The organism is Faecalibacterium sp. I4-3-84 (assembly GCF_023347255.1).
Classification (GTDB): Bacteria; Bacillota; Clostridia; order Oscillospirales; family Ruminococcaceae; genus Faecalibacterium; species Faecalibacterium taiwanense.
Genome location: NZ_CP094466.1, coordinates 2,398,339 through 2,420,634 on the forward strand (window position 1 = coordinate 2,398,339; position 22,296 = coordinate 2,420,634).

The following is a 22,296-nucleotide window of genomic DNA, read 5'->3' on the forward strand; positions in this document are numbered from 1 at the left end:
GGCCAAAGGAGGGAAACCGGATGGCACAGAAAAAGATCCCTTCCCGCCAGTGCATCGGCTGCATGACTAGCCGCCCCAAAAAGGAGCTGGTGCGTGTGGTGCGTGCACCCAGCGGAGAGATCAGCATTGATCTGGTCGGCAAAAAGCCGGGCCGCGGCGCGTATCTCTGCCCGAACCCCGACTGCCTGACCAAGGCAAAAAAGAAAAAGGCGCTGGAGCGCTGCTTTGAGCAGCCGGTTCCCGCCGAAGTTTATGAGGCTCTGGCCGCACAGCTGGCCGAAGCCGCAAAGGAGGCAGCAGCAAATGGCAAAGAAGAATAACACCCCCGCAAAGCCCAAGCTGCCGCCGGAGGAAGCGCTATATCAGGCGCTGAGCCTGTGCCGCAAGGCGGGCGCACTGACCATGGGCTTTGATGCCGTGGAAGATGCCTGCGTCAAGAGCAAGGCATGGCTGGTGATGGTGGCAAGCGATGCCAGCGCCAAGACCGTGCAGCGTCTCGACTATTCTGTGGGCGATCTGGTGGATGTGATCACCATGCCGCTTACGCAGGATAAACTGGCCGATATCAGCCGCAAGCCTGTGGCTGTTTACGCGGTGACTGACCGCAACCTCGCAAAGCTCTGCTTTGACCGCCTGTCGGACTGCGGAGCAATCAAAAATGAGGAGGATATGACCGAATGATCGTAAAATATAAAGTGAGTGATTTTGCAAAGGATCTGAACCTTTCCGCCAAGAAGGTCCTGGATGAGCTGAACGCCATGGGCAGCACCGGCAAGAAGAACAGCTCCAATCTGGAAGAGAACGAGCTGAACTACCTGCTGGAAAAGTTCAGCAAGGATAACAGCGTGGCAAATCTGGACGAATTCCTGAACAGCGCCAAGGCCGCAAAGGAAGAGCCGAAGCCCACTGAAAAGAAGGCCGAGAAGAAGGCCGAGAAAAAGCCCGAAGCTCCCAAGGCAGAAAAGAAGCCGGAGCAGCCTGCCGCCAAAAAGGCAGAGCCTGCCCAGCAGGATAAGAACGGCAATAAGCATAACGAAAAGAAGAACGAGCAGCACAAGAAGCGCGAGGAAAAGACCGTTTCTCTCAGCGAACTGGCTCGTGAGACCGGTGCCAAGGCATCCGCTGCTCCGGCACAGGCTGTGTCCGTGCGCCGCGAGGACAATCAGGTCACCGTGGATACCCGCACTGTGGATATGAACGTGGACCGCTTCGATGCCCGTTACGATGATCTGGCTTCCACCAAGAACACCGAGAACCGCCGCAAGCCCACCCCGCAGGGCAACAAGCAAAAGTTCACCCAGCGCGGTCAGCGCCAGCGCCAGCAGTTCCAGAAGGGCAAGCGCGAGACCGAGTTCGAGCGTCTGCAGCGCATCCAGCTGGAAAAGGCCCGCAGCGCACAGCTGAAGGTGATGATTCCCGACGAGATCACCGTGGGCGAGCTGGCTGCCCGCCTGAAGCAGCAGGCCGGCAAGGTCATTGCCAAGTTCATGCAGATGGGCGAGATGCACGCCATCAACGATGTGATCGATTTCGATACCGCTTCTCTGCTGGCAGAGGAGTTCCACGCAAAGGTCGAGCACGAGGTGCATGTGACCATCGAGGAGCGCCTGTTCACGCAGGAAGAGGATTCGCAGGAGGACCTGGTGGAGCGTCCCCCGGTTGTCTGCGTCATGGGCCACGTTGACCACGGCAAGACCAGTATTCTGGATGCCATCCGCAAGACCAACGTTACCGCAGGCGAGGCCGGCGGCATCACGCAGGCCATCGGTGCATATCAGGTCAAGGTCAACGACAGCCTCATCACCTTCCTGGATACCCCGGGCCATGAGGCATTCACCTCCATGCGTGCCCGCGGTGCCAACATGACCGATATTGCAGTTCTGGTGGTTGCTGCCGACGACGGCATCATGCCCCAGACCATCGAGTCCATCAACCACGCCAAGGCTGCAAATGTCAAGATTATCGTGGCAATGAACAAGATGGATAAGCCCACCGCAAACCCCGAGCGCGTGATGGAAGGCCTGACCAAGTACGGCATCATCACCGAGGACTGGGGCGGCGATGTGGCCTGCATCCCGGTGTCTGCCCTGACCGGCATGGGCATCAACGACCTGCTGGAGCGCATTGCTCTGGAAGCTGAGGTCATGGAGCTGAAGGCAAACCCCAACCGCCGCGCCAAGGGTGCGGTCGTCGAGGCCCGTCTGGACAAGGGCCAGGGCCCCATTGCCACCATTCTGGTGCAGAACGGCACCCTGCACTCCGGCGATGTGATCATTGCCGGTACCGCTGTGGGCCGCGTGCGCACCATGCGCAGCGACAAGGGCCAGCTGCTGAGCGATGCCGGCCCCTCTACCCCTGTGGAGATCACCGGCCTGACCGCTGTGCCGGAAGCAGGCGACCTGTTCGAGGCTGTTGAGGACGAGCGTCTGGCCCGTGAGCTGGCCGAACAGCGCGTTGCTGCCGCCAAGGAAAAGCAGTTCTCCTCCTTCCAGAAGGTCACTCTGGATAACCTGTTCAGCCAGATGGCACAGAACGACATGAAGGAACTGGCTATCGTGGTCAAGGCCGACGTGCAGGGTTCTGCCGAGGCTGTGAAGCAGAGTCTGGAGAAGATCTCCAACGAAGAGGTGCGCGTGCGTGTCATCCATGCCGGTGTCGGTGCCATCAGCAAGTCCGACGTGGATCTGGCCGATGCCTCCAACGCCATCATCATCGGCTTCAACGTCCGCCCGGACAATGTGGCCAAGGAAGAAGCTGCTGCCACCAAGGTGGAAATGCGTATGTACCGCGTCATCTATGATGCCATCAACGATGTCACCGACGCTATGAAGGGCATGCTGGCTCCCAAGTTCCGCGAGGTGTCTCTGGGCGAGCTGCAGGTCCGTCAGGTGTACAAGATCTCCAATGTGGGCACCGTTGCAGGCTGCCGCGTGACCAGCGGCAAGATCACCCGCGACAGCAAGGTGCGCGTGGTGCGTGACGGCATCGTGATCACCGAGGACGAGATCGCATCCCTGAAGCGCTTCAAGGATGATGCCAAGGAAGTGGCCGAGGGCTACGAGTGCGGCGTTACTCTGGCAAAGTTTGCCGACGTTAAGGAAGGCGACGTGTACGAAGCCTTCAAGATGGAAGAGTACCGCGATTAAGATCTGAAATAACCCTCTCCGTCATTGCTGGCGCAATGCCACCTCCCCCGAGGTGGGAGGTTTGCAGAGAAACGGAACGTTTGCCGTATCCACGCAAAAAGCTCGCCTCTCGGGAGAGCTGCCGAGCGAAGCGAGGCTGAGAGGGTTTTCTTTTATAGGGAGAAATACTATGTCTCAGAAGAATATGGGCCGTCTGGCGCAGGATATGAAGCGCGAGATCATTGCCATCATCGGCAGGCTGAAGGACCCGCGTCTGGAGGGCGGTCTGCTCACCGTCACCCGTCTGGATGTGACCCCTGATCTGGATGTGGCCAAGGTGTATGTGAGCGTGATGGGCCGCGAGGACGGCCCCAAGCCCGCCATCGAGGCACTGAACCGCGCGGCAGGCCATGTGCGCACTGAAGTGAGCAAGAAAATGCACATCCGCAAGGCTCCCCGCTTCATCTTCGTAGAGGATGACGGTGCCGCCTATGCAGCCCACATCAACGAGCTGCTCCGCACGCTGAACGTGAACGGCGACGCTGACACCGAAGCCAGCGCACCGGAGGAGACCGAAGAATAATTCCGCCTGCGGAAAGGATGGATCATGGAATGACAGAACAGTTGAATGTGCAGCAGATGGCCCAGCGCCTGATGACGGCGGACAACATTTTGATTCTGTGTCACAAAAACCCGGATGGCGATACCATTGGCTGCGGCAGCGCGCTGTATTGTGCACTGAAGGCACTGGATAAAAACGTGGCAGTGCTTTGCTCCGATGCCATTCCCAACCGGTATGCGTTTACCAACGCACATATGTTCAAAGGTGAGTTTGAGCCGCAGACGGTGGTAGCGGTGGATGTTGCCAGCGTGCAGCTGTTTGGAGAAAACAACGGTATGACGCAGTTCTCGCGCCATGTGGACCTGTGCATCGACCACCACGCAGGCAACAGCGGCTATGCCGACTTCACCCTGCTCAATGGCAGCGCCGCAGCGGCGGCAGAGCTGCTGTACGAGGTGATCAACGCCATGGGCGTTGCCATTACGCCGCACATTGCAGACTGCCTTTACACCGGCCTTGCAACCGACACCGGCTGCTTCCGGTTCTCTTCCACCACGGCAAACACCCACATCGTGGCGGCAAAGCTCATTGAGGCGGGCTGTCATGTGGAAGAGCTGAACACCCTGCTGTTCGATACCAAGCCCCGTGAGCGCATGGAGGCCGAGCGTATTGCCCGCAACCATCTGGAATACTATCTGGATGGCCGGTGCGCGCTCATCTACCTCACCCGGGACGAGATCGAGCAGAGCGGGGTGGACCCGGCCGATCTGGAAGAACTGACCAGCCTGCCTGTGAGCATTGAGGGCGTAAAGGTGGGCCTGACCCTGCGGCAGCAGCCCGGCGGCAGCTACCGCATCAGCGTGCGCACCGCAAAGGGCGTGGATGCCTGCGCCATCGCTCGGCGTCTGGGCGGAGGCGGTCACAGCCGCGCTGCAGGCTGTGAGCTGCTGGGCAATCTGGAAAACGCAAAAAATGCAATTCTGGCAGAGGTGGAAGCCGAGCTGGACGCACCGCAGGAGGAAGCATAAATGCAGGGCATCCTGATCGTTGACAAGCCCATGGACTGGACCAGCTTTGATGTGGTGGCAAAGCTGCGCGGCGTGCTGGGCACCCGCAAGCTGGGCCACAGCGGCACGCTGGACCCCATGGCCACCGGCGTGCTGCCGGTGTTCTGCGGCGGTGCCAGCAAGGCAGTGGACCTGCAGCTGAACCACGATAAAAGCTACCGTGCGGTTTTAAAACTGGGCGTGCGCACCGACACCGGCGATGTGACCGGCACTGTGCTGGAAACGGCTCCGGTCACGGCGGGCGAAGGGGAACTGCTGGCCGTGCTGCCGCAGTTCATCGGCCCGCAGATGCAGGTGCCGCCCATGTACTCAGCCATCAAGCTGAACGGTCAGCCGCTGTATAAGCTGGCCCGTGAGGGTGTGACCGTGGAGCGCAAGGCACGCCCCATTGAAATTTACAGCATCACCTACGGCGGCAGCCCGGCAGAGGATGAGTATGTGCTGGATGTAACGTGCTCCAAGGGCACCTATATCCGCACATTGCTGGAAGACATTGCCGCCGCCATGGGCCAGAAGGGCACCATGAGCGCACTGCGCCGCACCTCGGCGGGCGTGTACACCGAAGCCGATGCCCACACGCTGGAGGAAATTCTTGCCGCAAAAGAGCAGGGCATGGACGCACTGGAAGCGCTGATGCTGCCGGTGGAAAGCGTGTTTGAAAGCCTACCGCTGCTGGTGGTGGAGCCTTGGGTGGAACAGCATTTGTACAACGGCTGCCCCACCAGCCGGTATCCGGCAGCAGATGGCCGCTACCGGGTGCGCAATGCCGCCGGACAGTTTTTGGGCCTTGCCAATATCGTACAGGGTGTGCTGCGGGTGGAAAAACTGTTCGTAGAACGTAATTGAAAAAGGAAACAAAACCCATGCAGATCATTTCACAATTTGCACCGCTGCCGCTGGCGCAGCCGGAAAAAGGCACCGCAGTGGCAATGGGCTTTTTTGACGGCATCCACATCGGCCACCGTGCGGTGATCGAAAGCGCCGTGCAGTGGGCCAAAGAACACGATGCCGCCCCGGCGGTGTTTACCTTCAAGCTGCCGATGGTGAATAAGATGAAGGGCAAGCGCCTGCTTTCCACAGCGGATAAGCATGCTCTGATCGCAAGCCTTGGCGTGGAGTATTACCTCACGCCGGACTTTGAGGAGATCAAGGGCCTGACCCCGGAGCAGTTCGTGCTGGGCATCGTGCGGGACTGCAATGCCCGTGCGCTGGTCTGCGGCGAAAACTTTACCTTTGGTGCCAAAGCGGCCGGCAACCCGGAGCTGCTGCGCACCCTCTGCGCTCCGTTGGGCGTGGAGGTGATCGTGGTGCCCATGGCGCAGTTTGAGGAAAAGCCGGTGTCTTCCACCCGCATCCGCACCGCGCTGGAAGGCGGCGACATCCCGGCAGCAAACGCCATGCTGGGGATGCCCTACGCCATCCGGTTCGAGGTGCAGCACGGTGCAGGTCTGGGCCACACGCTGGGGGTGCCCACCATCAACCAGCTGTATCCCAAGGGCTTTCAGCTGCCCCGCAGCGGCATTTATATCACCCGCACCCACATTGGCGGGGTGTGGTATCCTTCGGCCACCGGCCTTGGCAGCCGCCCTACCGTCAACGATGATGCCACCAAGGTGACCTGCGAGACCTTTATCCCGGGCTTTTCCGGCGACCTCTACGGCACCGACCCGGTGGTGGAGTTCCACGCCTACCTCAGCCCCAGCAAAAAGTTTGATACGCTGGACGAGCTGCGGGCCTGCATCAACAACGCTGCAAAGCGTGCACAGGAATATTTTGCATAAGAAAAAGACCTGTCCTTCCGGAGATCCCGGAAAGGCAGGTCTTTTTTTACTGCTTATTCGTAGTCGATGGGTAAAGTGGGCAGACCGTTCAGTTCAAGGCCCGCTGTGTGGCCTGCAATGTACTGGTAATACCCCTGCGCCGCGATCATAGCGCCGTTGTCACCGCAGAATTTCAGCTCCGGCAGATAAACTTTTGCACCCAGCTTCTGGGCACCGTCGTTCACCAGCTGACGCAGCCGTCCGTTGGCGGCAACGCCGCCTGCCAGACACACCTGCTTTGCGCCGGTGTCCGCTGCGGCCAGCAGCAGCTTTTCGGCCAGAATGCCCGCAATGCGGTCCTGAAAGCTGGCGGCAAGGTCGGGCACATTCACTTCTTCGCCCTTCATCTGGGCCTTGTTCACCTCATTGAGCACGGCGGTTTTCAGGCCGGAAAAGCTCACGTTGTACTTGCCGTCCACATGGGGCACCGGCAGGCGATAGGCCTTGGGGTTGCCGGTCTTGGCGGCATTGGCCACGCTGGGGCCGCCGGGATAGGGCAGACCCAGCGTGCGGGCCACCTTGTCAAAGGCTTCACCGGCGGCATCGTCCACCGTGTGGCCGAGGATGTGGTAATGGGTGTAGTCCTGCACCTCCACAATGTGGCTGTGGCCGCCGGAGGCCACAAGGCAGAGGAAGGGAGGCTTCAGCTCCGGGTGGGTGAGGTACAGTGCGGCAATGTGTCCGCGCAGGTGGTGCACCGGCACCAAAGGCTTATTGGCCGAGTAGGCCAGACCCTTGGCAAAATTCACGCCCACCAGCACTGCACCGATCAGGCCCGGCGCAAAGGTGACGGCCACGGCATCCACATCGTCGATGGTCTTGCCTGCATCCAGCAGGGCTTTTTTGACCGTAGCACTGATAAACTCGCAGTGGCGGCGGCTGGCGATCTCCGGCACAACGCCGCCGTAAAGAGCCTGTTCTTTTACGCTGGTGGAAATGACGTTGCTCAGCAGGTGCCGGCCGTCCTCCACCAGAGCTGCGGCGGTCTCGTCGCAGGTGGATTCAATTCCCAAAATAATCATGTTTTAGTGGGCCTCCAGCCAGTTTTTGCCTGCGTGCACATCGGTGCTCAGGGGCACGGCATACTGCACGCAGCCTTCCATTTCCTCCCGCAGGATCTGCGCAGCCTTTTCGGCTTCAGCCTGCGGTGCTTCCACGATCAGTTCATCGTGGACGGTCAGGATCAGGCGGCTTTCCATCTTTTCGTCCCGCAGCCGCTTCCATACCCGCACCATGGCCAGCTTGATCACGTCGGCCGCAGTGCCCTGAATGGGGGTGTTGCGGGCCATGCGTTCGCCGCTGGAACGCACATTGAAGTTGCTGCTTGCCAGCTCCGGCAGAGCACGGCGGCGGCCGAACAGGGTAGATACATAGCCGCAGGCCTTGGCGTCCGCGATGGTCTTATCCATGTAGCCGCTCACCTTGGGGAACGCGGCCAGATAGTTCTTGAGGAAGGCATCTGCCTCCTTCACACTCACGCCGATGTCCTTGGCAAGGCTGTAAGCGCCCTTGCCGTACATGATGCCAAAGTTGATGGCCTTGGCAGAAGAGCGCAGCCGGGAGGTGACTTCTTCCTGCGGGATGCCGTAAATTTTTGCGGCGGTGCTGCGGTGGATGTCCTCGCCGTTCAAAAATGCCTGCTGCATGTGCTCATCGCCGGTAATGTGGGCCAGAATGCGCAGCTCGATCTGGCTGTAGTCGGCATCCACCAGCACACAGCCCGGCTTTGCAATAAAGTAGGCGCGCAGCTGGCTGCCCAGCTCGGTGCGGATGGGGATGTTCTGCAGGTTGGGGTTATCGGACGAGAGCCGTCCGGTGCGGGCCTCGGTCTGGTTGAAGGTGGAGTGGATGCGGCCATCCTCGCCGATCACCTTCAAAAGGCCCTCCACGTAGGTGGAGTTCAGCTTCTGGTAGGCGCGGTACTGCAGAATGTCCTCCACCAGCGGGTAATCCCGCAGGCTTTCCAGTGTTTCGGCATCCGTGGACCAGCCGCGCTGGGTCTTTTTGCCGTGGGGCAGGCCCATGGTGTCAAACAACATTTCGCCCAACTGCTTGGGGCTGTTGGGGTTGAAGCTGGCGCTGCCGGTCTCCATGTGGATGCGGGTGAGCACCTGCTCCAGCTCAGTGCGCAGCTTTACGCCGAACTGCTCGATGCCGTCTTTGTCCACCAGCACACCGGTGCGGGTCATATCGGCCAGCACCTGTGCCAGCGGGAACTCGATCTCGTTGTAAAGGGCGTCCTCACCGCAGGCGGTGATCTCGGCCTTCATCTTGCAGAACAGGTCTGCAAGGCGGCCTGCATCCGGGTAATCGGCACAGGTAAAGGCAGCAGCGGCGCGGTAGCTGGCGGTCAGCTCGCTGATTTGATACTTGGAAGCAGAAGCGTCCAGCAGGTAGGCGGCAAGCTTGCCATCCCACACGATGCTGCTGCCCCAGCCGCCTGCGGCCATGGCCTTGGCATAGAGGGGCGCTGCGTTGAACACTTCCAGCGTTACGTCTGCGTTGTCCAGCAGGCGCACAAGGTCGGCATCCTCCAGCGGGTAAACGGTGCAGTCCTGCACGGCGTACCAGCTCTCCGGCTGCAGCACCACGTTGCGGGTGCCCTGCTTGCCCATCACGGCCGGGCGCGATGCCACCAGATAGGTGCCGGAAGGGGTCAGCGGCAGAGCTTCCAGCTCTGCTTCAGCCAGCTCGATGCCGTCCTCTTCTTCCGGGGCGGCAGGTGCAATGCCGTCCAGTCCAAAGCGAGGGATCAGAGAGTGGATCTCCAATTCCTGCAAAAGGCGCACGGCCTCGGCTTTGTTGCCCTCGCCCACGGCATAGGTGCCCTCGGCCGTGTCGATGGGTGCATCGGTGCGGATGGTGCCAAGGGTGTGGCTCAGCTGGGCCATCTCGCGGCATTCCAGCAAATGTTCCCGCTGTTTGGGCTTGATGAGCTTATCGTCGATGTGCTCGTACACGCCTTCCAGCGTGCCAAAGTTCTGCACAAGGGTCAGGGCGGTCTTTTCACCAATGCCCTTCACGCCCGGAATATTATCCGAAGCATCGCCCATCAGGCTCTTCACCTCAATGAGCTGTCTGGGCTGGATGCCGTATTTTTCCTGAATGGCGTCCACGTCCATCGTCACCGTCTTGCTGCGTCCCATGACAGTGGCGGCAAGCAGCACAGTGGTGGTGTCACTGACCAGCTGCAGGCTGTCCCGGTCTCCTGTAGCAAGGAAGCAGTCGTCCTTCCGGGCGGCGCAGGCAGCGGCCAGCGTGCCAAGGATATCATCCGCTTCCCAGCCTTCGGCGGTGACGGTGCGGTAGCCGAGGTCTGCCAGAAGTTCCTTGAGCACCGGCATCTGCTGGGCCAGCTCTTCGGGCATGCCATGGCGGGTGGCCTTGTAGCCATCGTACATTTTGTGGCGGAAGGTGGGAGCCTTCAGGTCAAAGGCAACAGCCACCTCGTCGGGTTCGCACTCCTTAAGCAGGGAGAGCAGGATATTCAGAAAGCCATAGATGGCGTTGGTGTATCGTCCGTCCTTGGTGGTCAGCAGCTTGATGCCAAAAAAAGCACGGTTGGCAATGCTGTTGCCGTCAATGACCAGTAAACGCATAGTCGTGTTCCTCCATTGCATTATTACACATTCTGCATTATACCACAAAACCGTGCCCAGCGGGGGATTTTTGCGTAAAAAAGAGAGAAAGCCGCCAACATGGTTGACGGCCTTCCCTCTTACTCCTCGATGCGGATCGCGCTTACCGGGCAGGCGTTGGCTGCGTCCACAGCCTGCGGCACCTCCTCCGGTGGGATCGGCCCGGGCTGGGCCACGGCCAGCGTGCCTTCCATCTGGAACACGGCGGGGCAAAGCCCGGCGCACTGGGTGCAGCCAATGCACAGATCAGGGTCAACATATGCGTTCATAGAAAAACCTCCTTCTGATAATGCCCTGCGGGCAGTATGGCCCATCCGGCTGCGAATTATGCCTATGCAGAGGGCACAGGATGTGGTACAATAAAAATTCAGGAGGGTACAGACCATGAATATTCAGATCTTTGGCACAAGCAAGTGCTTTGATACCAAAAAGGCCCAGCGCTATTTCAAGGAGCGCGGCATCAAGTTCCAGATGATCGACCTCAAGGAAAAAGAGATGAGCCGCGGCGAGTTCGAGAACGTGGCCCGCGCTCTTGGCGGCTGGGAAAAGCTGGTGGACCCCAATGCGAAGGACAAGCAGACCCTTGCACTTCTGGACGCACTGGTGGACTGGCAGAAGGAGGACAAGCTGTTTGAGAACCAGCAGCTGTTTTTAACGCCCATTGTACGCAATGGCCGCAAGGCCACCGTGGGCTACCAGCCCGATGTGTGGAAGACATGGGAATAAGAAATGCGCTTTTCACAAAAAAACCACGGGCATAGTTTTGCACAATGGGCCGGTATGTGGTATACTGGACACTGTAGCATTTGAGAACCCTGGGAGATAAAACAACTATGAAACATTATATTACCCCTGAAGAACATGCCCGGATGCAGCGCCGCCGCGGGCGGCAGGCACTGGGCCTTCTGGTTGCCATTCTGGTGATCGTGGGCTTTGTTACCGTGCTGCGGGCCGGTGTGGGCGCGGTGGCGAACCTGTTCGATGATACCGCCCAAAAGCAGGAATATGAAGATAAGCTGGAAGGGCTTGTGCTGTTTGACCCCATGCCATTTGACGGCATTGAGAACATCGACGACCTGACTCTGCGCGAAGCTGCGGTGTGGGGCTGCATCTATAATATTCAGGAAACGCAGGGCGGATTTGACAACTACAATACCGACCCCGACACCGAACAGCTGCTGCTGCCCTCGCTGGATGTGGATGCCTACCTTGCAAAGCTGCTTGGCCCCGGCTTCAAGCTGACCCACCGCAGCTTTGAGATGGAGGATATGACCATCGAGTTTGACGATGCCACCCAGTGCTATAAGATCCCGGTCACCGGCACGGTGGGCTATTACCGCGCAGTCGTCACCAAGCTGTTCAAGCGCAGCGGCAAGCTGCATGTGACCGTGGGCTATATCCCCACCACCAGCACAGACGACAGCATCATCAATGTTTCTTCGGATACACCCACCAAGTACATGGATTATCTGTTCGAGCGCCAGAGCGGCAGTTGGTATCTCACCGGCCTGACCGAGAGCGAGACCAAGGCCGAGAGCACGGAAAGCACACCGGCCGCGAATGTGCCGGAACCCATGGCAGAAAGCGATGTGCAGGATGCCATTCTTGCAGCAGCCGGTTCGGATTCTGCTTCGGCTGAGGCAGACAGCACAGCTACAGACGAGGGCGTGGATACACAGGCGGAGGAACAGCCCGCCGACAGCACCGAGGCACAGGCGGACGAAAGCACAGCCAGCCCGGCGGCATAATACAAAACAAAAATACCGGATACAAGGCAGATGCTTCGTATCCGGTATTTTTTATTTGAGGTCAAATTTTACGATCACCAGCCGGTACCACAGGTACGGCACCATGTTCCAGATCATCCACAGCTCCATCAGGATGTAGTTGGGCAGATCCTTCAGGCGGAAAGGCCGCTTGCCCAGCCTGCCGCTTTTCAGCAGGGCAAAGGCTTCGTGCATCCCCTTGTCCCATGCCTCGCCAAAGCCCTGTTTGTGGAACTTGTAGCACTTGAGCAGGTAGCCCACAGCCAGCGGGATGAAGTTTAAAATCAGCATCAGCAGCGGTTCGTTCTTGAGGGGCAGCAGGATGCTGTTGCGGCCGCTCTGCTGGCTTTTGAAGGCGTTGTACTTCACCGCGCCGGTGCTGGCACCGCAGATGTGGTAGCACTTGGCGGTGGGGCAGAGCAGGTTTTTATAGCCTGCATTGTTGGCGCGCCAGCTCAGGTCCACATCCTCAAAGTAGGCAAAGAAGTTCTCGTCAAAATTGCCGATCTCGTCCAGAATGCTCTTGCGGTAGAGCGCCGCACCGCCGCAGGCCGAGAAGATGCGCTTTTGCCGGGTGTAGCGGCTTGCGCGGCGGCCATCGCCGGTCTTGCAAGCAAAGCCCATCCAGGTGACGTAATCGCCGGCATCGTCGGCCAGCTCCCGGTCGAAGTGTCGGATCATCAGGCTCTGCACTGCAAAGATTTTCGGGTCGGTCTCAGCGGTGCGGATCAGCTCTTCCAGCCACTGGGGTTCGGCAAAGGCATCGTTGTTGAACAGCACCACATATTCACTGTCCGCCAGCGCAATGCCCTGATTCACTGCATGGGAAAAGCCGGTATTGGTGCCGTTTTCGATGAGGGTGAAATTTTCGCGGCTGCAATAGCTGCGGGCCTGCTCAAGGCTTTCGTCGGTGGAACCGTTGTCCACCACAATGAGCCGGAAGTTCTGTTCGGTCTGGGCATAGACCGACTCGATAGAATCCTTCAGCCAGCCCTTGCCGTTGATATTCGGGATCACGATAGTCGCTTTATACATAAATACTCCTGTATTTCAGTGCAAGTTCACGGGAACAGTATAGCATATCTGCACACAAAAAGAAACCGCATCCCGGCAGGATGCGGCTTCGGCAGGGCAAAAATTATGCGGCAAGGGCTTTTTCGATGTTGGAAAGAATGGTGTCGTGATCCTCGGCGCACACCAGAACCACCTCACCGGTGGGAGCTACGGTGACGGTGGCCGCCTTGGCGACCAGATACTGATCCTCAAGATAGTGTTCCATGGACTGCTGCTCACTCTGCACATAGGCTTCCAGTGCAGCCTTCACAGCGTCGGTCTTGCCCTCGGCAGGCTTCACAATGGCTATGGCGTAGCTGCGCACCATCATGGAGGAAACAGAGGCAGCAAAGCTCTCGTAGCTGCCGTCCTCAAGGCCCAGCAGGGGGAACACGATGTCTTTCAGCTCGTCATTCAGCTGGTCGGCCTCATACTCGGCGCTGTAGCCGTCGATGGCGGTGAATTTGCCGTCCTCACCTTTGGTAAAGATCATATCGTATTCGTTGTCCTCGTCGGTGCGGGCATCGTGGATGATCTGGGAGTAGTCCTTCGGGGCGGCAGAGTCGGCCTTGCTGCCGGCAGAGCAGCCCACCAGAGCAAGCAGGCACAGACCGGCAAGCAGGGAAGCAATGATACGTTTCATAAATGAAGTCCTTTCGTGTGTGAAAATCTTCGTGTGAAAGCGGGCGCAGCGGTTTTGAAGCTATTGTGTGCTGTTTTGCGCCTGCTATCCATAATACGAAAGAACACCCCGGCAGAATTGCACCGCAAACGTAACTATTTTATGAACAGCGTTACAGCATAAGGGCATCCAGCTCGCCGTGGTTTACCGGCGTGGAAAGGATGATCTGGGTGCTGGTGGTGCCCAGCTTCTGGAACTGCAGGATCAGGTGTTCCAGCTGGGGCATGCTGCCGCAGCTCACCTTGACAAGGAAGGTGTATGCACCCGTGACGTGGTAGCACTGCAGCACTTCCTTGCTGCTTTGCAGCAGCTCCAGAAAGGCATCCTGCTTGGAAGGCGCTACCGAAAGGCTGATGAGGGCATCCACATACATCCGGTCAGCGGGGCGGTTCAGGGTGACGGTGTAGCCGCTGATGATGCCATCCGTTTCCAGCTTGTGAATGCGGCTGGAAACAGCAGGACTGGTCAGCGATACCTGCTCGGCGATCTCCTTGACCGGCATCCGTGCGTTCTTTGCCAGCAGGGAGAGAATCTTACGATCCAGATCATCCATGGGGAATACTCCTTTTTGAAAATATGTTGGATTGTATAAAATTTTTTGAAAGTAAAGTTTTATTGTTGGTGCAAACATACAAAAGTCAAAAAATTTTGCTTTTGCTTTGCTTTGCGTTAATTATATAAAGTTTTACCGAAAAAGTAAAGACTTAATTTAAAGCAAAACCGGAAAATTTTGTTTGACAAGAAAACAAAAAGGGGTATAATACATCATGCAAGGCAGCGCAGCACAGAAAGCGCCTGCCGCTTTGAATTTGAGATTCACCACTTTATATACTTTCCCACCCCTCTATACACAAAAGCCCGCTGCCAGGCGGGTTTTTGTGTTTGTTGGGGATTTTTTCTTTTTGAAAAAAGCAGTGGCAGACAATGTACTCGACCCATAGAGCAGCTGCTTTCGGCTGCGACCCCGCCCGTGAAAATGCAAGCCCGGAAAGTCCGCAGACTTTCCGGGCTTGTTCTATCTCAAAATATTATTCCGCTGATGATAGCCGGAGCACAGCGGAGGCGATTTAGATCGTGTACGCCTATCAGACCAGATACCCTTCAAAGCAGTGCAGGTCTTCCGTCTTGACGATGCCCTCCAGATACAGCCCGTCCTCCCGGTATTCCTCCACCTGCACGCTGCCGCGCTCCCGCATGGGGGCGGCAAGGCCCAGTTTATCGTAGGGCAGCAGCACCTTTAAGGTGTGCACCCGGTCGCTGAGCATCTCGTCCAGCTTTGCCAGCAGGGTGTCCAGACCGTAGCCGGTCTTGGCACTGGTGAGCAGGATGTCCGGGTCAAAGCTCATGGCACCCGGCTTATCGCACTTGTTGTAGACGGTCAGGCGGGGGATGTCCGCACAGTCCAGCCCGTCCAGAACCTCGTCCGTGACGGCCAGCTGCTCTTCCCGCTGCTCATCGCCTGCGTCTGCCACACGGATGATCACGTCCGACCATGCCGCTTCTTCCAGCGTGGACTTGAAGGCTTCCACCAGATTGTGGGGCAGGCGGGACACAAAGCCCACCGTGTCCACCAGCAGCACCGCCATGCCGCTGGGCAGTATCAGCTTGCGGCTGGTGGGGTCCAGTGTGGCGAACAGCATGTCCGCTTCCGCTACGCTTGGGCCGCACAGAGCATTCATCAGGCTGGATTTGCCCACGTTGGTATAGCCTACAAGGCTGACCACCGGCATCCCGGTCTTGGCACGGGCCTTGCGGCTCTCGCCCCGGCGCTTTTCCATTTCGGCCAGCTTTTCGGCCAGCGCATCGATGCGGGCATGCACATGGCGGCGGTCCAGTTCCAGCTTGGTCTCACCGGCACCGCGGCGGGCGCCACCACCGCCGCCGCCGCCGCCGCCCTGACGGCTGAGCGCTTCGCCCATGCCCTGCAGACGGGGCAGGCGGTAGCGCAGCAGGGCCAGCTCGGTCTGCAGTTTGCCTTCGTTGGTGACGGCGCGGCTGCGGAAAATTTCAAGGATCAGCATGGTGCGGTCGATCACTTCCAGTCCGCCCAGCGCATTGGAGATGTTGCGGATCTGGCTGCCGGTCAGTTCACCATCAAATACGGCGCATTCCGCGCCCAGCGTTTCGGCGGCAAGGCTGGCTTCCTCCAGCTTGCCGCTGCCCAGCACGATGCCGGTCTCCGGGGTCTGGCGCTTCTGGGTCACCTGCGCCACGGCTTCCATGTGATTCGCCTCACACAGGGCGGAAAGCTCTGCAAGGCTGCGCTCGCAGTCCCACAGGCCCTGATCCAGCGCCAGCAGAATGACCTTCGTCGGGGGTGTTTCTACCAAAATATCGTAAAGTTCGCTCAAGGTAAGTCCTTTCTGTTATATCGTTCTCTTGTCAGCAGATAGCTTCTGCACTCCACCGGTGTGCCGTCAAATTTATGATCAATGGCATCGTGGTGGTAGAGAAAGCCTGCTTTTTCCATCACCCGGCCGCTGGCAGGGTTCTCTTTTGCGTGGCAGCAGGTGAGCCAGCCGCCGTCTGTATTCTCAAACCAGTAGGTTACTGCTGCTTTTAAAGCTTCGGTTGCAAAACCATGGTTCCACCAGTGCTTCCCGATGCAGTAGCCTGCTTCCCAGATGCCGTCTGTGCAGTCCTGCTGCGGCCAGAGCGCTTTCTGTGCCGGGTCACCGAGCAGAGCATTAAAGATGCTGATGCTGCCAAACACCTGCCCGGAAGCCTTTTCCACAATGGCCCACTGGTAGTAGTCCGGGTTCGGGTAAAGGGTGGCCCATGCCGCCAGCAGACCTACGGTCTCCAGCGCGTTTTTGTGCGGCTCCCACCGCAGAAAGCGGGTCACTTCCGGGTCGGATGCCCAGTTTGCGTACATCATGCCGGCATCCTGCGGCAGAAGGCGGCGCAGGAAAAGCCGGTCGGTCTCAAGCGTTTGCGTTCCGGCATGGCGCATGGCACACACCTCCCCACTTTATAAAGTATGCATAGGATAGCACAAATTTTGCGTTCCTGCAAGCGCCGCCGTGAAAAAACGCTTGACCGGACGGCATTTGTGCATTAAACTGAAAGCCAAGCGTTTTTGTAGGAAAAAGGAGAACTCCCTCATGAAGGATGTGCGTGAAATTTTAAAAAAGCGCCCGCTGCTGTTCGATGGCGGCATGGGTACATATTATAAGGCAAAGCCCGGGCAGGAATGTGAGCAGGCAAACCTGCTGGACCCGGACGGCATTTTGACCGTGCACCGCGCATATCTGGAAGCGGGTGCCGATGCTATCAAGACCAACACCTTCGGCCTGCCGCGTATGGCAGCAGCGCAGAACCCCATGTGGGAGGCCATGGCAGATGAAGGCTGGAAGCTGGCTGCACAGGCCGCTGCAAAGACCAGCGCTGCCGTGTTTGCCGATCTTGGCCCGGCCCCGGACACGGAATCGCTCCCGGCGGCACAGACCTATACGGCCCTTGCCGAGCGGTTTGCCGCATTGGGGGCAAAGAACTTTTTGTTTGAGACGCTGAGCAGCGATGCCGGTGTGGCCGAAGCTGCGCGGCAGATCAAAGAAGCAGTGCCGGATGCCTTTGTGCTGGTGTCCTTTGCGGTGCTGCCGGACGGTTACACCCGTGAGGGACGGCACTGTACTCAGCTGGTGCGCAGCATGACCGCTTGCAGTGCAGTGGATGCCGTGGGCCTGAACTGCGTTTCTGCTCCCGGTGCCATGCGCACACTGGTGCGGCAACTGGGCAGAACAGAGCTGCCCCTGTCTGTCATGCCCAACGCAGGCTACCCGGTGGTCACCCGCACCCGGGTGCAGTATCAGGGCAGGCCGGAGTACTTTGCACGGGAGCTGGCCCGCCTTGCCGCCGAGGGTGTGCGCATTCTGGGCGGCTGCTGCGGCACTACGCCTGCCCACATTGCGGCCTTGCGCACGGCGCTGGATGCGCTGCCGGGGCAGCTGCCGGTGGCAGCGGCAGCGCCGGTACCCACCGCCGCAAAGCCGGAAGTGGAAACGGACGATGCCTTCCTGCGCAAGCTGAACGCAGGCAAAAAGGTGATCGCCATTGAGCTGGACAGCCCCAAGGATGCCGACCTGACCGGCTATCTGGACGGTGCACGCCGCCTGCAGGCTGCTGGTGCAGACCTTTTGACCATTGCGGACTGTCCTATTGCCCGGGCAAGGATGGATTCCTCGCTGGTGGCCTGCCGGGTGCACCGGGAGCTGGGGCTGAACGTGCTGCCCCACATGACCTGCCGCGACCGCAATCTGAACGCCGCCAAGGCCCTGCTGCTGGGCCTGTACGCCGAGGGCGTGCGGGAGGTGCTGGCCATCACTGGCGACCCCATCCCCACCGCAGAGCGGGACGAGGTGAAGAACGTGTACCAGTTCAACTCCCGCAAGCTGGCGCAGTACATCGTCTCGCTGGCAGGGGAGGGCCGGGAGATGCCCTCGCCCCTCACCGTGTTCGGTGCGCTGAACCTGAACGCCCGCAACTTTGATGTGGAGCTGCGCCGCGCACAGGAAAAGCTGCAAAATGGCATGAGCGGCTTCCTTACCCAGCCGGTGCTCTCCGCACAGGCGGTGGTGAACCTGAAAAAGACCCGCGAAACGCTGGGCGAAAAGGCGAAAATTCTGGCCGGCATCATGCCGGTGGTGAGCCAGCGCAACGCCATTTTTATGGAGAACGAGGTCAACGGCATCCATGTGGACGCTGAGATCATCGAGCGTTTTGCCGGGCTGGACCGTGCGCAGGGCGAAGAGCTGGGGCTGGAAGTCTCGGTGAAGGCCGCGCAGGCTGCAGCGCCCTATGCAGACGGCTTTTACCTGATGACCCCCTTCAACCGCATCGCCCTGATGGAGCGGCTCATTGCAAGGCTGAAGGATGAAGGGATCGCGGATTGAAAATAGCCGATGCGTTTGCTCTGGCCATTGATAGCGGAAAAAATTTTTTATATTTGCGTTTGTCGTGGCCTGCGGGCCACTCCAAACGCGCTTTCACGAATAAGGCCTAAACCGTAAGATGCATCGGGATAAATTCTTTTGAAGAAAAAGTAATTGACAAATCGCACAAAAAACGCTATATTCTTTTTATAAATGCGTTGAAGAAGAGTGTGTATCGCTTTTGCCATCCAGAGAGCCGGGGGCTGCTGAAAACCCGGTATGGCCCGGCGGTGTGCTGTCACTTTGGAGCAGGAGCGGTGAGCTGAAGAGCAAGCCGCTCTCGGAGCTGTCCCACGTTACCGGGGCATCAAGGGGCGCAGGATGCTCTGCGCAATTTGGGTGGTACCGCGGTTATTACAGCCGTCCCATGGAACGTTCCGTGGGACGGCTTTTTTCGTCCCACTTCATCATTTTTTACTGGGAGGACCCTATGAAAGAACTTGCAAAACAGTACGACCCCAGCCAGGTGGAAGACCGCATCTACCAGTTCTGGCTGGACGGCGGCTACTTCCACACGAAGGCAGACCCCGACAAGAAACCCTACACCATCGTCATGCCGCCCCCGAACGTCACCGGTCAGCTGCACATGGGCCATGCGGTGGATAACACCATGCAGGACATCCTCATCCGCACCAAGCGGATGCAGGGCTATGCCGCCCTGTGGGTGCCCGGTACCGACCATGCATCCATCGCTACCGAAGCCAAGGTGGTGGAGGCCATGCGTGCCGAGGGCCTGACCAAGGAGATGGTGGGCCGCGATGGTTTTCTGGACCGTGCATGGGCATGGAAGACCAAGTACGGCAACCGCATCGTCAGCCAGCTGAAAAAGCTGGGCAGCAGCTGCGACTGGGATCGTGAGCGCTTTACTATGGACGAGGGCTGCTCCGAGGCTGTCAAGGAAGTGTTCGTGCGCCTGTACGACAAGGGCCTGATCTACCGCGGCAACCGCATGGTCAACTGGTGCCCCCACTGCAACACCTCCATTTCGGATGCCGAGGTGGAGTACGAGGAGAAGGACGGCAGCTTCTGGCACCTGCTGTACCCGGTCAAGGAGACCGGCGAGATGCTGGAGCTGGCTACTACCCGTCCCGAGACCATGCTGGGCGATACCGCTGTTGCCATCAACGGCGATGACCCCCGCTATGCCCATCTGCACGGCTGCCATGTGGTGCTGCCCCTGCTGAACAAGGAGATCCCCATTGTGTGCGACGAGCACGCCGACATGACCAAGGGCACCGGTGTGGTCAAGATCACCCCCGCCCACGACCCTAACGACTTTGAAGTGGGTCTGCGCCACGACCTGCCCATCGTGCGTGTGTTCACCTACGACGGCCACATGACCGGTGCTGCCGACAAGGCTGCTGCCGATGCCCTGTTCGCCGCCGGCAAGAACGCCATCAATGAGCCGGAGGTGCTGGACTGCGGCAAGTACGCCGGCATGACCACCCTCGAGGCCCGCAAGGCCATTCTGGCCGATCTGGAAGCAGGCGGCTTCCTGAAGGAAATCGAGCCCCTCAAGCACGAGGTGGGCACCTGCTACCGCTGCCACTCCACCATCGAGCCCATGGTGTCCAAACAGTGGTTCGTCAAGATGGAGCCGCTGGCAAAGCCCGCCATCGAGAGCGTGGAAAAGGGCGAGATCAAGTTCGTGCCCGAGCGCTTCACCAAGAACTATATGAACTGGATGAAGAACACCCGCGACTGGTGCATCAGCCGTCAGCTGTGGTGGGGCCATCAGATCCCGGCATGGTACTGCGACGACTGCGGCGAGACCGTGGTGGCAAAGTCCGCTCCCTGCGCCTGCCCCAAGTGCGGCAGCGCAAAGCTCACGCAGGACCCCGATACGCTGGATACCTGGTTCTCCTCCGCTCTGTGGCCCTTCAGCACGCTGGGCTGGCCCAATGAGGAGAGCGAAGACCTCAAGTATTTCTACCCCACCAACACCCTCGTTACCGGCTACGATATCATCGGCTTCTGGGTCAGCCGCATGATCTTCTCCGGTCTGGCCTACACCGGCAAGGCACCCTTCAGCACTGTCTGCATCCACGGTATCGTGCGCGACAGTCAGGGCCGCAAGATGTCCAAGAGTCTGGGCAACGGCATCGACCCGCTGGAAGTCATTGCCCAGTACGGCGCAGATGCCCTGCGCTTTATGCTGGTGGATGGCTCCACCCCGGGCAACGACATGCGTTATATCGAAAAGAAGGTGGAGGCTGCCCGCAACTTTGCCAATAAGCTGTGGAATGCTACCCGCTTTGTGCTGATGAACCTGCCCGAGGACTTTACCCCGGGCCTGCCCAGTGAGGACAAGCTGGACATGAGCGACAAGTGGGTGCTCACCAAGCTGAATCAGGTGGCCGGTGCCATGACCGACAACCTCGACCACTACGAGATGGGTCTGGCCGCCGCCAAGATCAACAGCTTTATCTGGGATGTCTACTGTGACTGGTTCATCGAGATCGCAAAGCCCCGCCTGAACTCCGGCGATGCCGAGCAGGCCGACACCGCCCGCCGTGTGCTGGTGTATGTGCTGGACAAGGCCCTCAAGCTGCTGCATCCCTTCATGCCCTTCATCACCGAGGAACTGTATCAGGCTCTGCCCGGCTCTGCCGAGACCATCATGACCCAGAGCTGGCCCACCTTTGACGAAGCTCACAACTGGGCCGACGAAGAGGAAGCTTTTGAAAAGGTTATGGACTACATCAAGGCCGTGCGTACCATGCGCACCGAGATGAATGTCCACCCCGCCAAAAAGACCAGCATGATCATTGAGACCGCCGACGCAGCACCCTTCCAGAAGGCACAGGTCTATCTGGCAAAGTTCGCCTTTGCCACCGACGTGACCTTTACCGAGAAGTACGAGGGCAGCACCGACGGCATGGTGCAGGTGTCCACCCACGCCGCCCGCGGTTTCATCCCCATGATGGAGCTGATCGACCGCGACAAGGAACTGGCCCGCCTGAACAAGGAAAAGGCCAAGGCCGAAAAGGAAATGGCCATGTTCGCGAACCAGCTGAACAACCCCAAGTTCGTGGAGCGCGCCCCGGCGGCACTGGTGGAGGAGATCCGCAATAAGTACGCCAAGAGCCAGGATAAGCTGGCCAACATCGAGCAGAGCATCAAGGCTCTGGGCTGATTTGAGCGGGGAATATAACAGCAGCGCACAGCGCACTTCGCCGTGGGTGACCGCAGGGCGGGTGATCTTTACCCTTGCTCTCATCGGCTGCATCGCGTTCATCTTTTCCAATTCCATGAAGATCGCCTCGGTGTCTACTGTGTCCAGCGGCCGGGTGCTCACTCTGCTGCAGGCGGCTCTGCGCCGTCTGGGCCATCCGGCCCTTGCCCAGCGCCTGACCGACCACATCGTGCGCAAGCTGGCACACTTCTGCGAGTATATGCTGGAGGGCTTTCTGCTCATGCTGTGTATGCGGGCGTATACCCGGCAGTATATCTGGCACATCAGCGTGCCCATGCTGGGCGGCGTGCTCACTGCGCTGACCGATGAGACCATCCAGATCTTTTCGCCCGGACGCAGCAGTCAGGTCACCGATGTGTGGCTGGATTCAGCCGGTGTTCTGGCGGGCATCCTTACGGCGCTGGTGCTCATGGCGCTGTGCAGATTGTTGTTCAACTATCGTAATAAGGAGTAACC

The 22,296-nt window shown here is 59.0% G+C and carries 20 protein-coding genes and 1 other annotated feature; of the genes, 12 read left to right on the forward strand and 8 right to left on the reverse strand.

Annotated elements, in window-relative coordinates:
• The first annotated feature begins 20 nt into the window (after positions 1–20).
• The 7 genes from rnpM to ribF all read left to right on the forward strand — a co-directional run bounded on the left by rnpM (position 21) and on the right by ribF (position 6,535).
• Positions 21–320: an RNase P modulator RnpM gene (gene rnpM / locus MTP41_RS11775; protein ID WP_005945403.1), complete on the forward strand. Its 300-nt coding sequence runs from the start codon at positions 21–23 to the stop codon at positions 318–320.
• Positions 304–681, forward strand: a complete 378-nt coding sequence (locus tag MTP41_RS11780; RefSeq protein WP_097780834.1) for a L7Ae/L30e/S12e/Gadd45 family ribosomal protein — start codon at positions 304–306, stop codon at positions 679–681. The genes rnpM and MTP41_RS11780 overlap by 17 nt, the downstream gene beginning before the upstream one ends.
• Positions 678–3,146, forward strand: coding sequence for a translation initiation factor IF-2 (gene infB / locus MTP41_RS11785; RefSeq protein ID WP_097776638.1), 2,469 nt, complete (start codon positions 678–680; stop codon positions 3,144–3,146). The genes MTP41_RS11780 and infB overlap by 4 nt, the downstream gene beginning before the upstream one ends.
• 169 nt (positions 3,147–3,315) lie before the next feature.
• A complete protein-coding gene (gene rbfA / locus MTP41_RS11790) occupies positions 3,316–3,708 on the forward strand; it encodes a 30S ribosome-binding factor RbfA (RefSeq protein ID WP_005945412.1) in 393 nt (130 codons plus the stop codon).
• A 17-nt stretch (positions 3,709–3,725) separates the two neighbouring features.
• Complete coding sequence (locus tag MTP41_RS11795) at positions 3,726–4,715, forward strand: DHH family phosphoesterase (protein ID WP_120079717.1); 990 nt, start codon at positions 3,726–3,728, stop codon at positions 4,713–4,715.
• Positions 4,716–5,600 (forward strand): tRNA pseudouridine(55) synthase TruB, encoded by an 885-nt coding sequence (truB, locus tag MTP41_RS11800; protein ID WP_097773878.1) that lies wholly within the window; start codon positions 4,716–4,718, stop codon positions 5,598–5,600.
• Between the two features lie 17 nt (positions 5,601–5,617).
• Entirely contained in the window at positions 5,618–6,535 is a 918-nt protein-coding gene (gene ribF, locus MTP41_RS11805) for a riboflavin biosynthesis protein RibF (RefSeq protein WP_097773877.1), read from the forward strand.
• Between the two features lie 53 nt (positions 6,536–6,588).
• Here the strand turns inward: ribF and tsaD are convergent, their stop codons facing one another.
• The 3 genes from tsaD to MTP41_RS11820 all read right to left on the reverse strand — a co-directional run bounded on the left by tsaD (position 6,589) and on the right by MTP41_RS11820 (position 10,481).
• Positions 6,589–7,596: a tRNA (adenosine(37)-N6)-threonylcarbamoyltransferase complex transferase subunit TsaD gene (gene tsaD / locus MTP41_RS11810; RefSeq protein WP_097776634.1), complete on the reverse strand. Its 1,008-nt coding sequence runs from the start codon at positions 7,594–7,596 to the stop codon at positions 6,589–6,591.
• 3 nt (positions 7,597–7,599) lie between these two features.
• Entirely contained in the window at positions 7,600–10,173 is a 2,574-nt protein-coding gene (gene polA / locus MTP41_RS11815; RefSeq protein WP_249235576.1) for a DNA polymerase I, read from the reverse strand.
• 119 nt (positions 10,174–10,292) lie between these two features.
• Positions 10,293–10,481 (reverse strand): ferredoxin, encoded by a 189-nt coding sequence (locus MTP41_RS11820; protein WP_005945433.1) that lies wholly within the window; start codon positions 10,479–10,481, stop codon positions 10,293–10,295.
• A 115-nt stretch (positions 10,482–10,596) separates the two neighbouring features.
• Here MTP41_RS11820 and MTP41_RS11825 point away from each other — a divergent pair, with 115 nt between their 5' ends.
• Both MTP41_RS11825 and MTP41_RS11830 read left to right on the forward strand, forming a co-directional pair.
• Positions 10,597–10,938: an arsenate reductase family protein gene (locus MTP41_RS11825; RefSeq protein WP_005945436.1), complete on the forward strand. Its 342-nt coding sequence runs from the start codon at positions 10,597–10,599 to the stop codon at positions 10,936–10,938.
• 107 nt (positions 10,939–11,045) lie between these two features.
• Positions 11,046–11,960, forward strand: coding sequence for an Ice-structuring protein (locus MTP41_RS11830; protein WP_249235577.1), 915 nt, complete (start codon positions 11,046–11,048; stop codon positions 11,958–11,960).
• Positions 11,961–12,011: 51 nt separating this feature from the next.
• Here the strand turns inward: MTP41_RS11830 and MTP41_RS11835 are convergent, their stop codons facing one another.
• From MTP41_RS11835 to MTP41_RS11855, 5 genes are all read right to left on the reverse strand, one after another.
• Positions 12,012–13,013: a glycosyltransferase family 2 protein gene (locus tag MTP41_RS11835; RefSeq protein ID WP_005945443.1), complete on the reverse strand. Its 1,002-nt coding sequence runs from the start codon at positions 13,011–13,013 to the stop codon at positions 12,012–12,014.
• Between the two features lie 103 nt (positions 13,014–13,116).
• The gene (locus tag MTP41_RS11840; RefSeq protein WP_154256674.1) at positions 13,117–13,674 is read right to left on the reverse strand and encodes a DUF4358 domain-containing protein; all 558 of its coding nucleotides are present in this window, start codon (positions 13,672–13,674) and stop codon (positions 13,117–13,119) included.
• 151 nt (positions 13,675–13,825) lie between these two features.
• Positions 13,826–14,266 carry an Lrp/AsnC family transcriptional regulator gene (locus MTP41_RS11845; RefSeq protein WP_005945452.1) on the reverse strand — a complete coding sequence of 147 codons (441 nt, stop codon included), beginning with the start codon at positions 14,264–14,266 and terminating at the stop codon, positions 13,826–13,828.
• A 532-nt stretch (positions 14,267–14,798) separates the two neighbouring features.
• Entirely contained in the window at positions 14,799–16,064 is a 1,266-nt protein-coding gene (gene hflX, locus MTP41_RS11850; RefSeq protein ID WP_097776631.1) for a GTPase HflX, read from the reverse strand.
• Positions 16,061–16,666: a GNAT family N-acetyltransferase gene (locus MTP41_RS11855; RefSeq protein WP_249235578.1), complete on the reverse strand. Its 606-nt coding sequence runs from the start codon at positions 16,664–16,666 to the stop codon at positions 16,061–16,063. The genes hflX and MTP41_RS11855 overlap by 4 nt, the downstream gene beginning before the upstream one ends.
• Before the next feature lie 151 nt (positions 16,667–16,817).
• Between MTP41_RS11855 and MTP41_RS11860 the strand changes: the two genes are divergently transcribed.
• From MTP41_RS11860 to MTP41_RS11870, 3 genes are all read left to right on the forward strand, one after another.
• Positions 16,818–18,605, forward strand: coding sequence for a bifunctional homocysteine S-methyltransferase/methylenetetrahydrofolate reductase (locus tag MTP41_RS11860; protein WP_249235579.1), 1,788 nt, complete (start codon positions 16,818–16,820; stop codon positions 18,603–18,605).
• 188 nt (positions 18,606–18,793) lie between these two features.
• Positions 18,794–19,015, forward strand: a binding site (T-box leader).
• A 59-nt stretch (positions 19,016–19,074) separates the two neighbouring features.
• Complete coding sequence (locus MTP41_RS11865; RefSeq protein WP_249235580.1) at positions 19,075–21,780, forward strand: valine--tRNA ligase; 2,706 nt, start codon at positions 19,075–19,077, stop codon at positions 21,778–21,780.
• A gap of 1 nt (position 21,781) precedes the next feature.
• Positions 21,782–22,294, forward strand: a complete 513-nt coding sequence (locus tag MTP41_RS11870; protein ID WP_249235581.1) for a VanZ family protein — start codon at positions 21,782–21,784, stop codon at positions 22,292–22,294.
• Positions 22,295–22,296: the final 2 nt, after the last annotated feature.

Coding starts and splice junctions, on each gene's coding strand:
- rnpM (WP_005945403.1), top strand. CDS start 21: ATGGCACAGAAAAAGATCCCTTCCCGCCAGTGCATCGGCTGCATGACT.
- MTP41_RS11780 (WP_097780834.1), top strand. CDS start 304: ATGGCAAAGAAGAATAACACCCCCGCAAAGCCCAAGCTGCCGCCGGAG.
- infB (WP_097776638.1), top strand. CDS start 678: ATGATCGTAAAATATAAAGTGAGTGATTTTGCAAAGGATCTGAACCTT.
- rbfA (WP_005945412.1), top strand. CDS start 3,316: ATGTCTCAGAAGAATATGGGCCGTCTGGCGCAGGATATGAAGCGCGAG.
- MTP41_RS11795 (WP_120079717.1), top strand. CDS start 3,726: ATGGATCATGGAATGACAGAACAGTTGAATGTGCAGCAGATGGCCCAG.
- truB (WP_097773878.1), top strand. CDS start 4,716: ATGCAGGGCATCCTGATCGTTGACAAGCCCATGGACTGGACCAGCTTT.
- ribF (WP_097773877.1), top strand. CDS start 5,618: ATGCAGATCATTTCACAATTTGCACCGCTGCCGCTGGCGCAGCCGGAA.
- tsaD (WP_097776634.1), bottom strand. CDS start 7,596: ATGATTATTTTGGGAATTGAATCCACCTGCGACGAGACCGCCGCAGCT.
- polA (WP_249235576.1), bottom strand. CDS start 10,173: ATGCGTTTACTGGTCATTGACGGCAACAGCATTGCCAACCGTGCTTTT.
- MTP41_RS11820 (WP_005945433.1), bottom strand. CDS start 10,481: ATGAACGCATATGTTGACCCTGATCTGTGCATTGGCTGCACCCAGTGC.
- MTP41_RS11825 (WP_005945436.1), top strand. CDS start 10,597: ATGAATATTCAGATCTTTGGCACAAGCAAGTGCTTTGATACCAAAAAG.
- MTP41_RS11830 (WP_249235577.1), top strand. CDS start 11,046: ATGAAACATTATATTACCCCTGAAGAACATGCCCGGATGCAGCGCCGC.
- MTP41_RS11835 (WP_005945443.1), bottom strand. CDS start 13,013: ATGTATAAAGCGACTATCGTGATCCCGAATATCAACGGCAAGGGCTGG.
- MTP41_RS11840 (WP_154256674.1), bottom strand. CDS start 13,674: ATGAAACGTATCATTGCTTCCCTGCTTGCCGGTCTGTGCCTGCTTGCT.
- MTP41_RS11845 (WP_005945452.1), bottom strand. CDS start 14,266: ATGGATGATCTGGATCGTAAGATTCTCTCCCTGCTGGCAAAGAACGCA.
- MTP41_RS11855 (WP_249235578.1), bottom strand. CDS start 16,666: ATGCGCCATGCCGGAACGCAAACGCTTGAGACCGACCGGCTTTTCCTG.
- MTP41_RS11860 (WP_249235579.1), top strand. CDS start 16,818: ATGAAGGATGTGCGTGAAATTTTAAAAAAGCGCCCGCTGCTGTTCGAT.
- MTP41_RS11865 (WP_249235580.1), top strand. CDS start 19,075: ATGAAAGAACTTGCAAAACAGTACGACCCCAGCCAGGTGGAAGACCGC.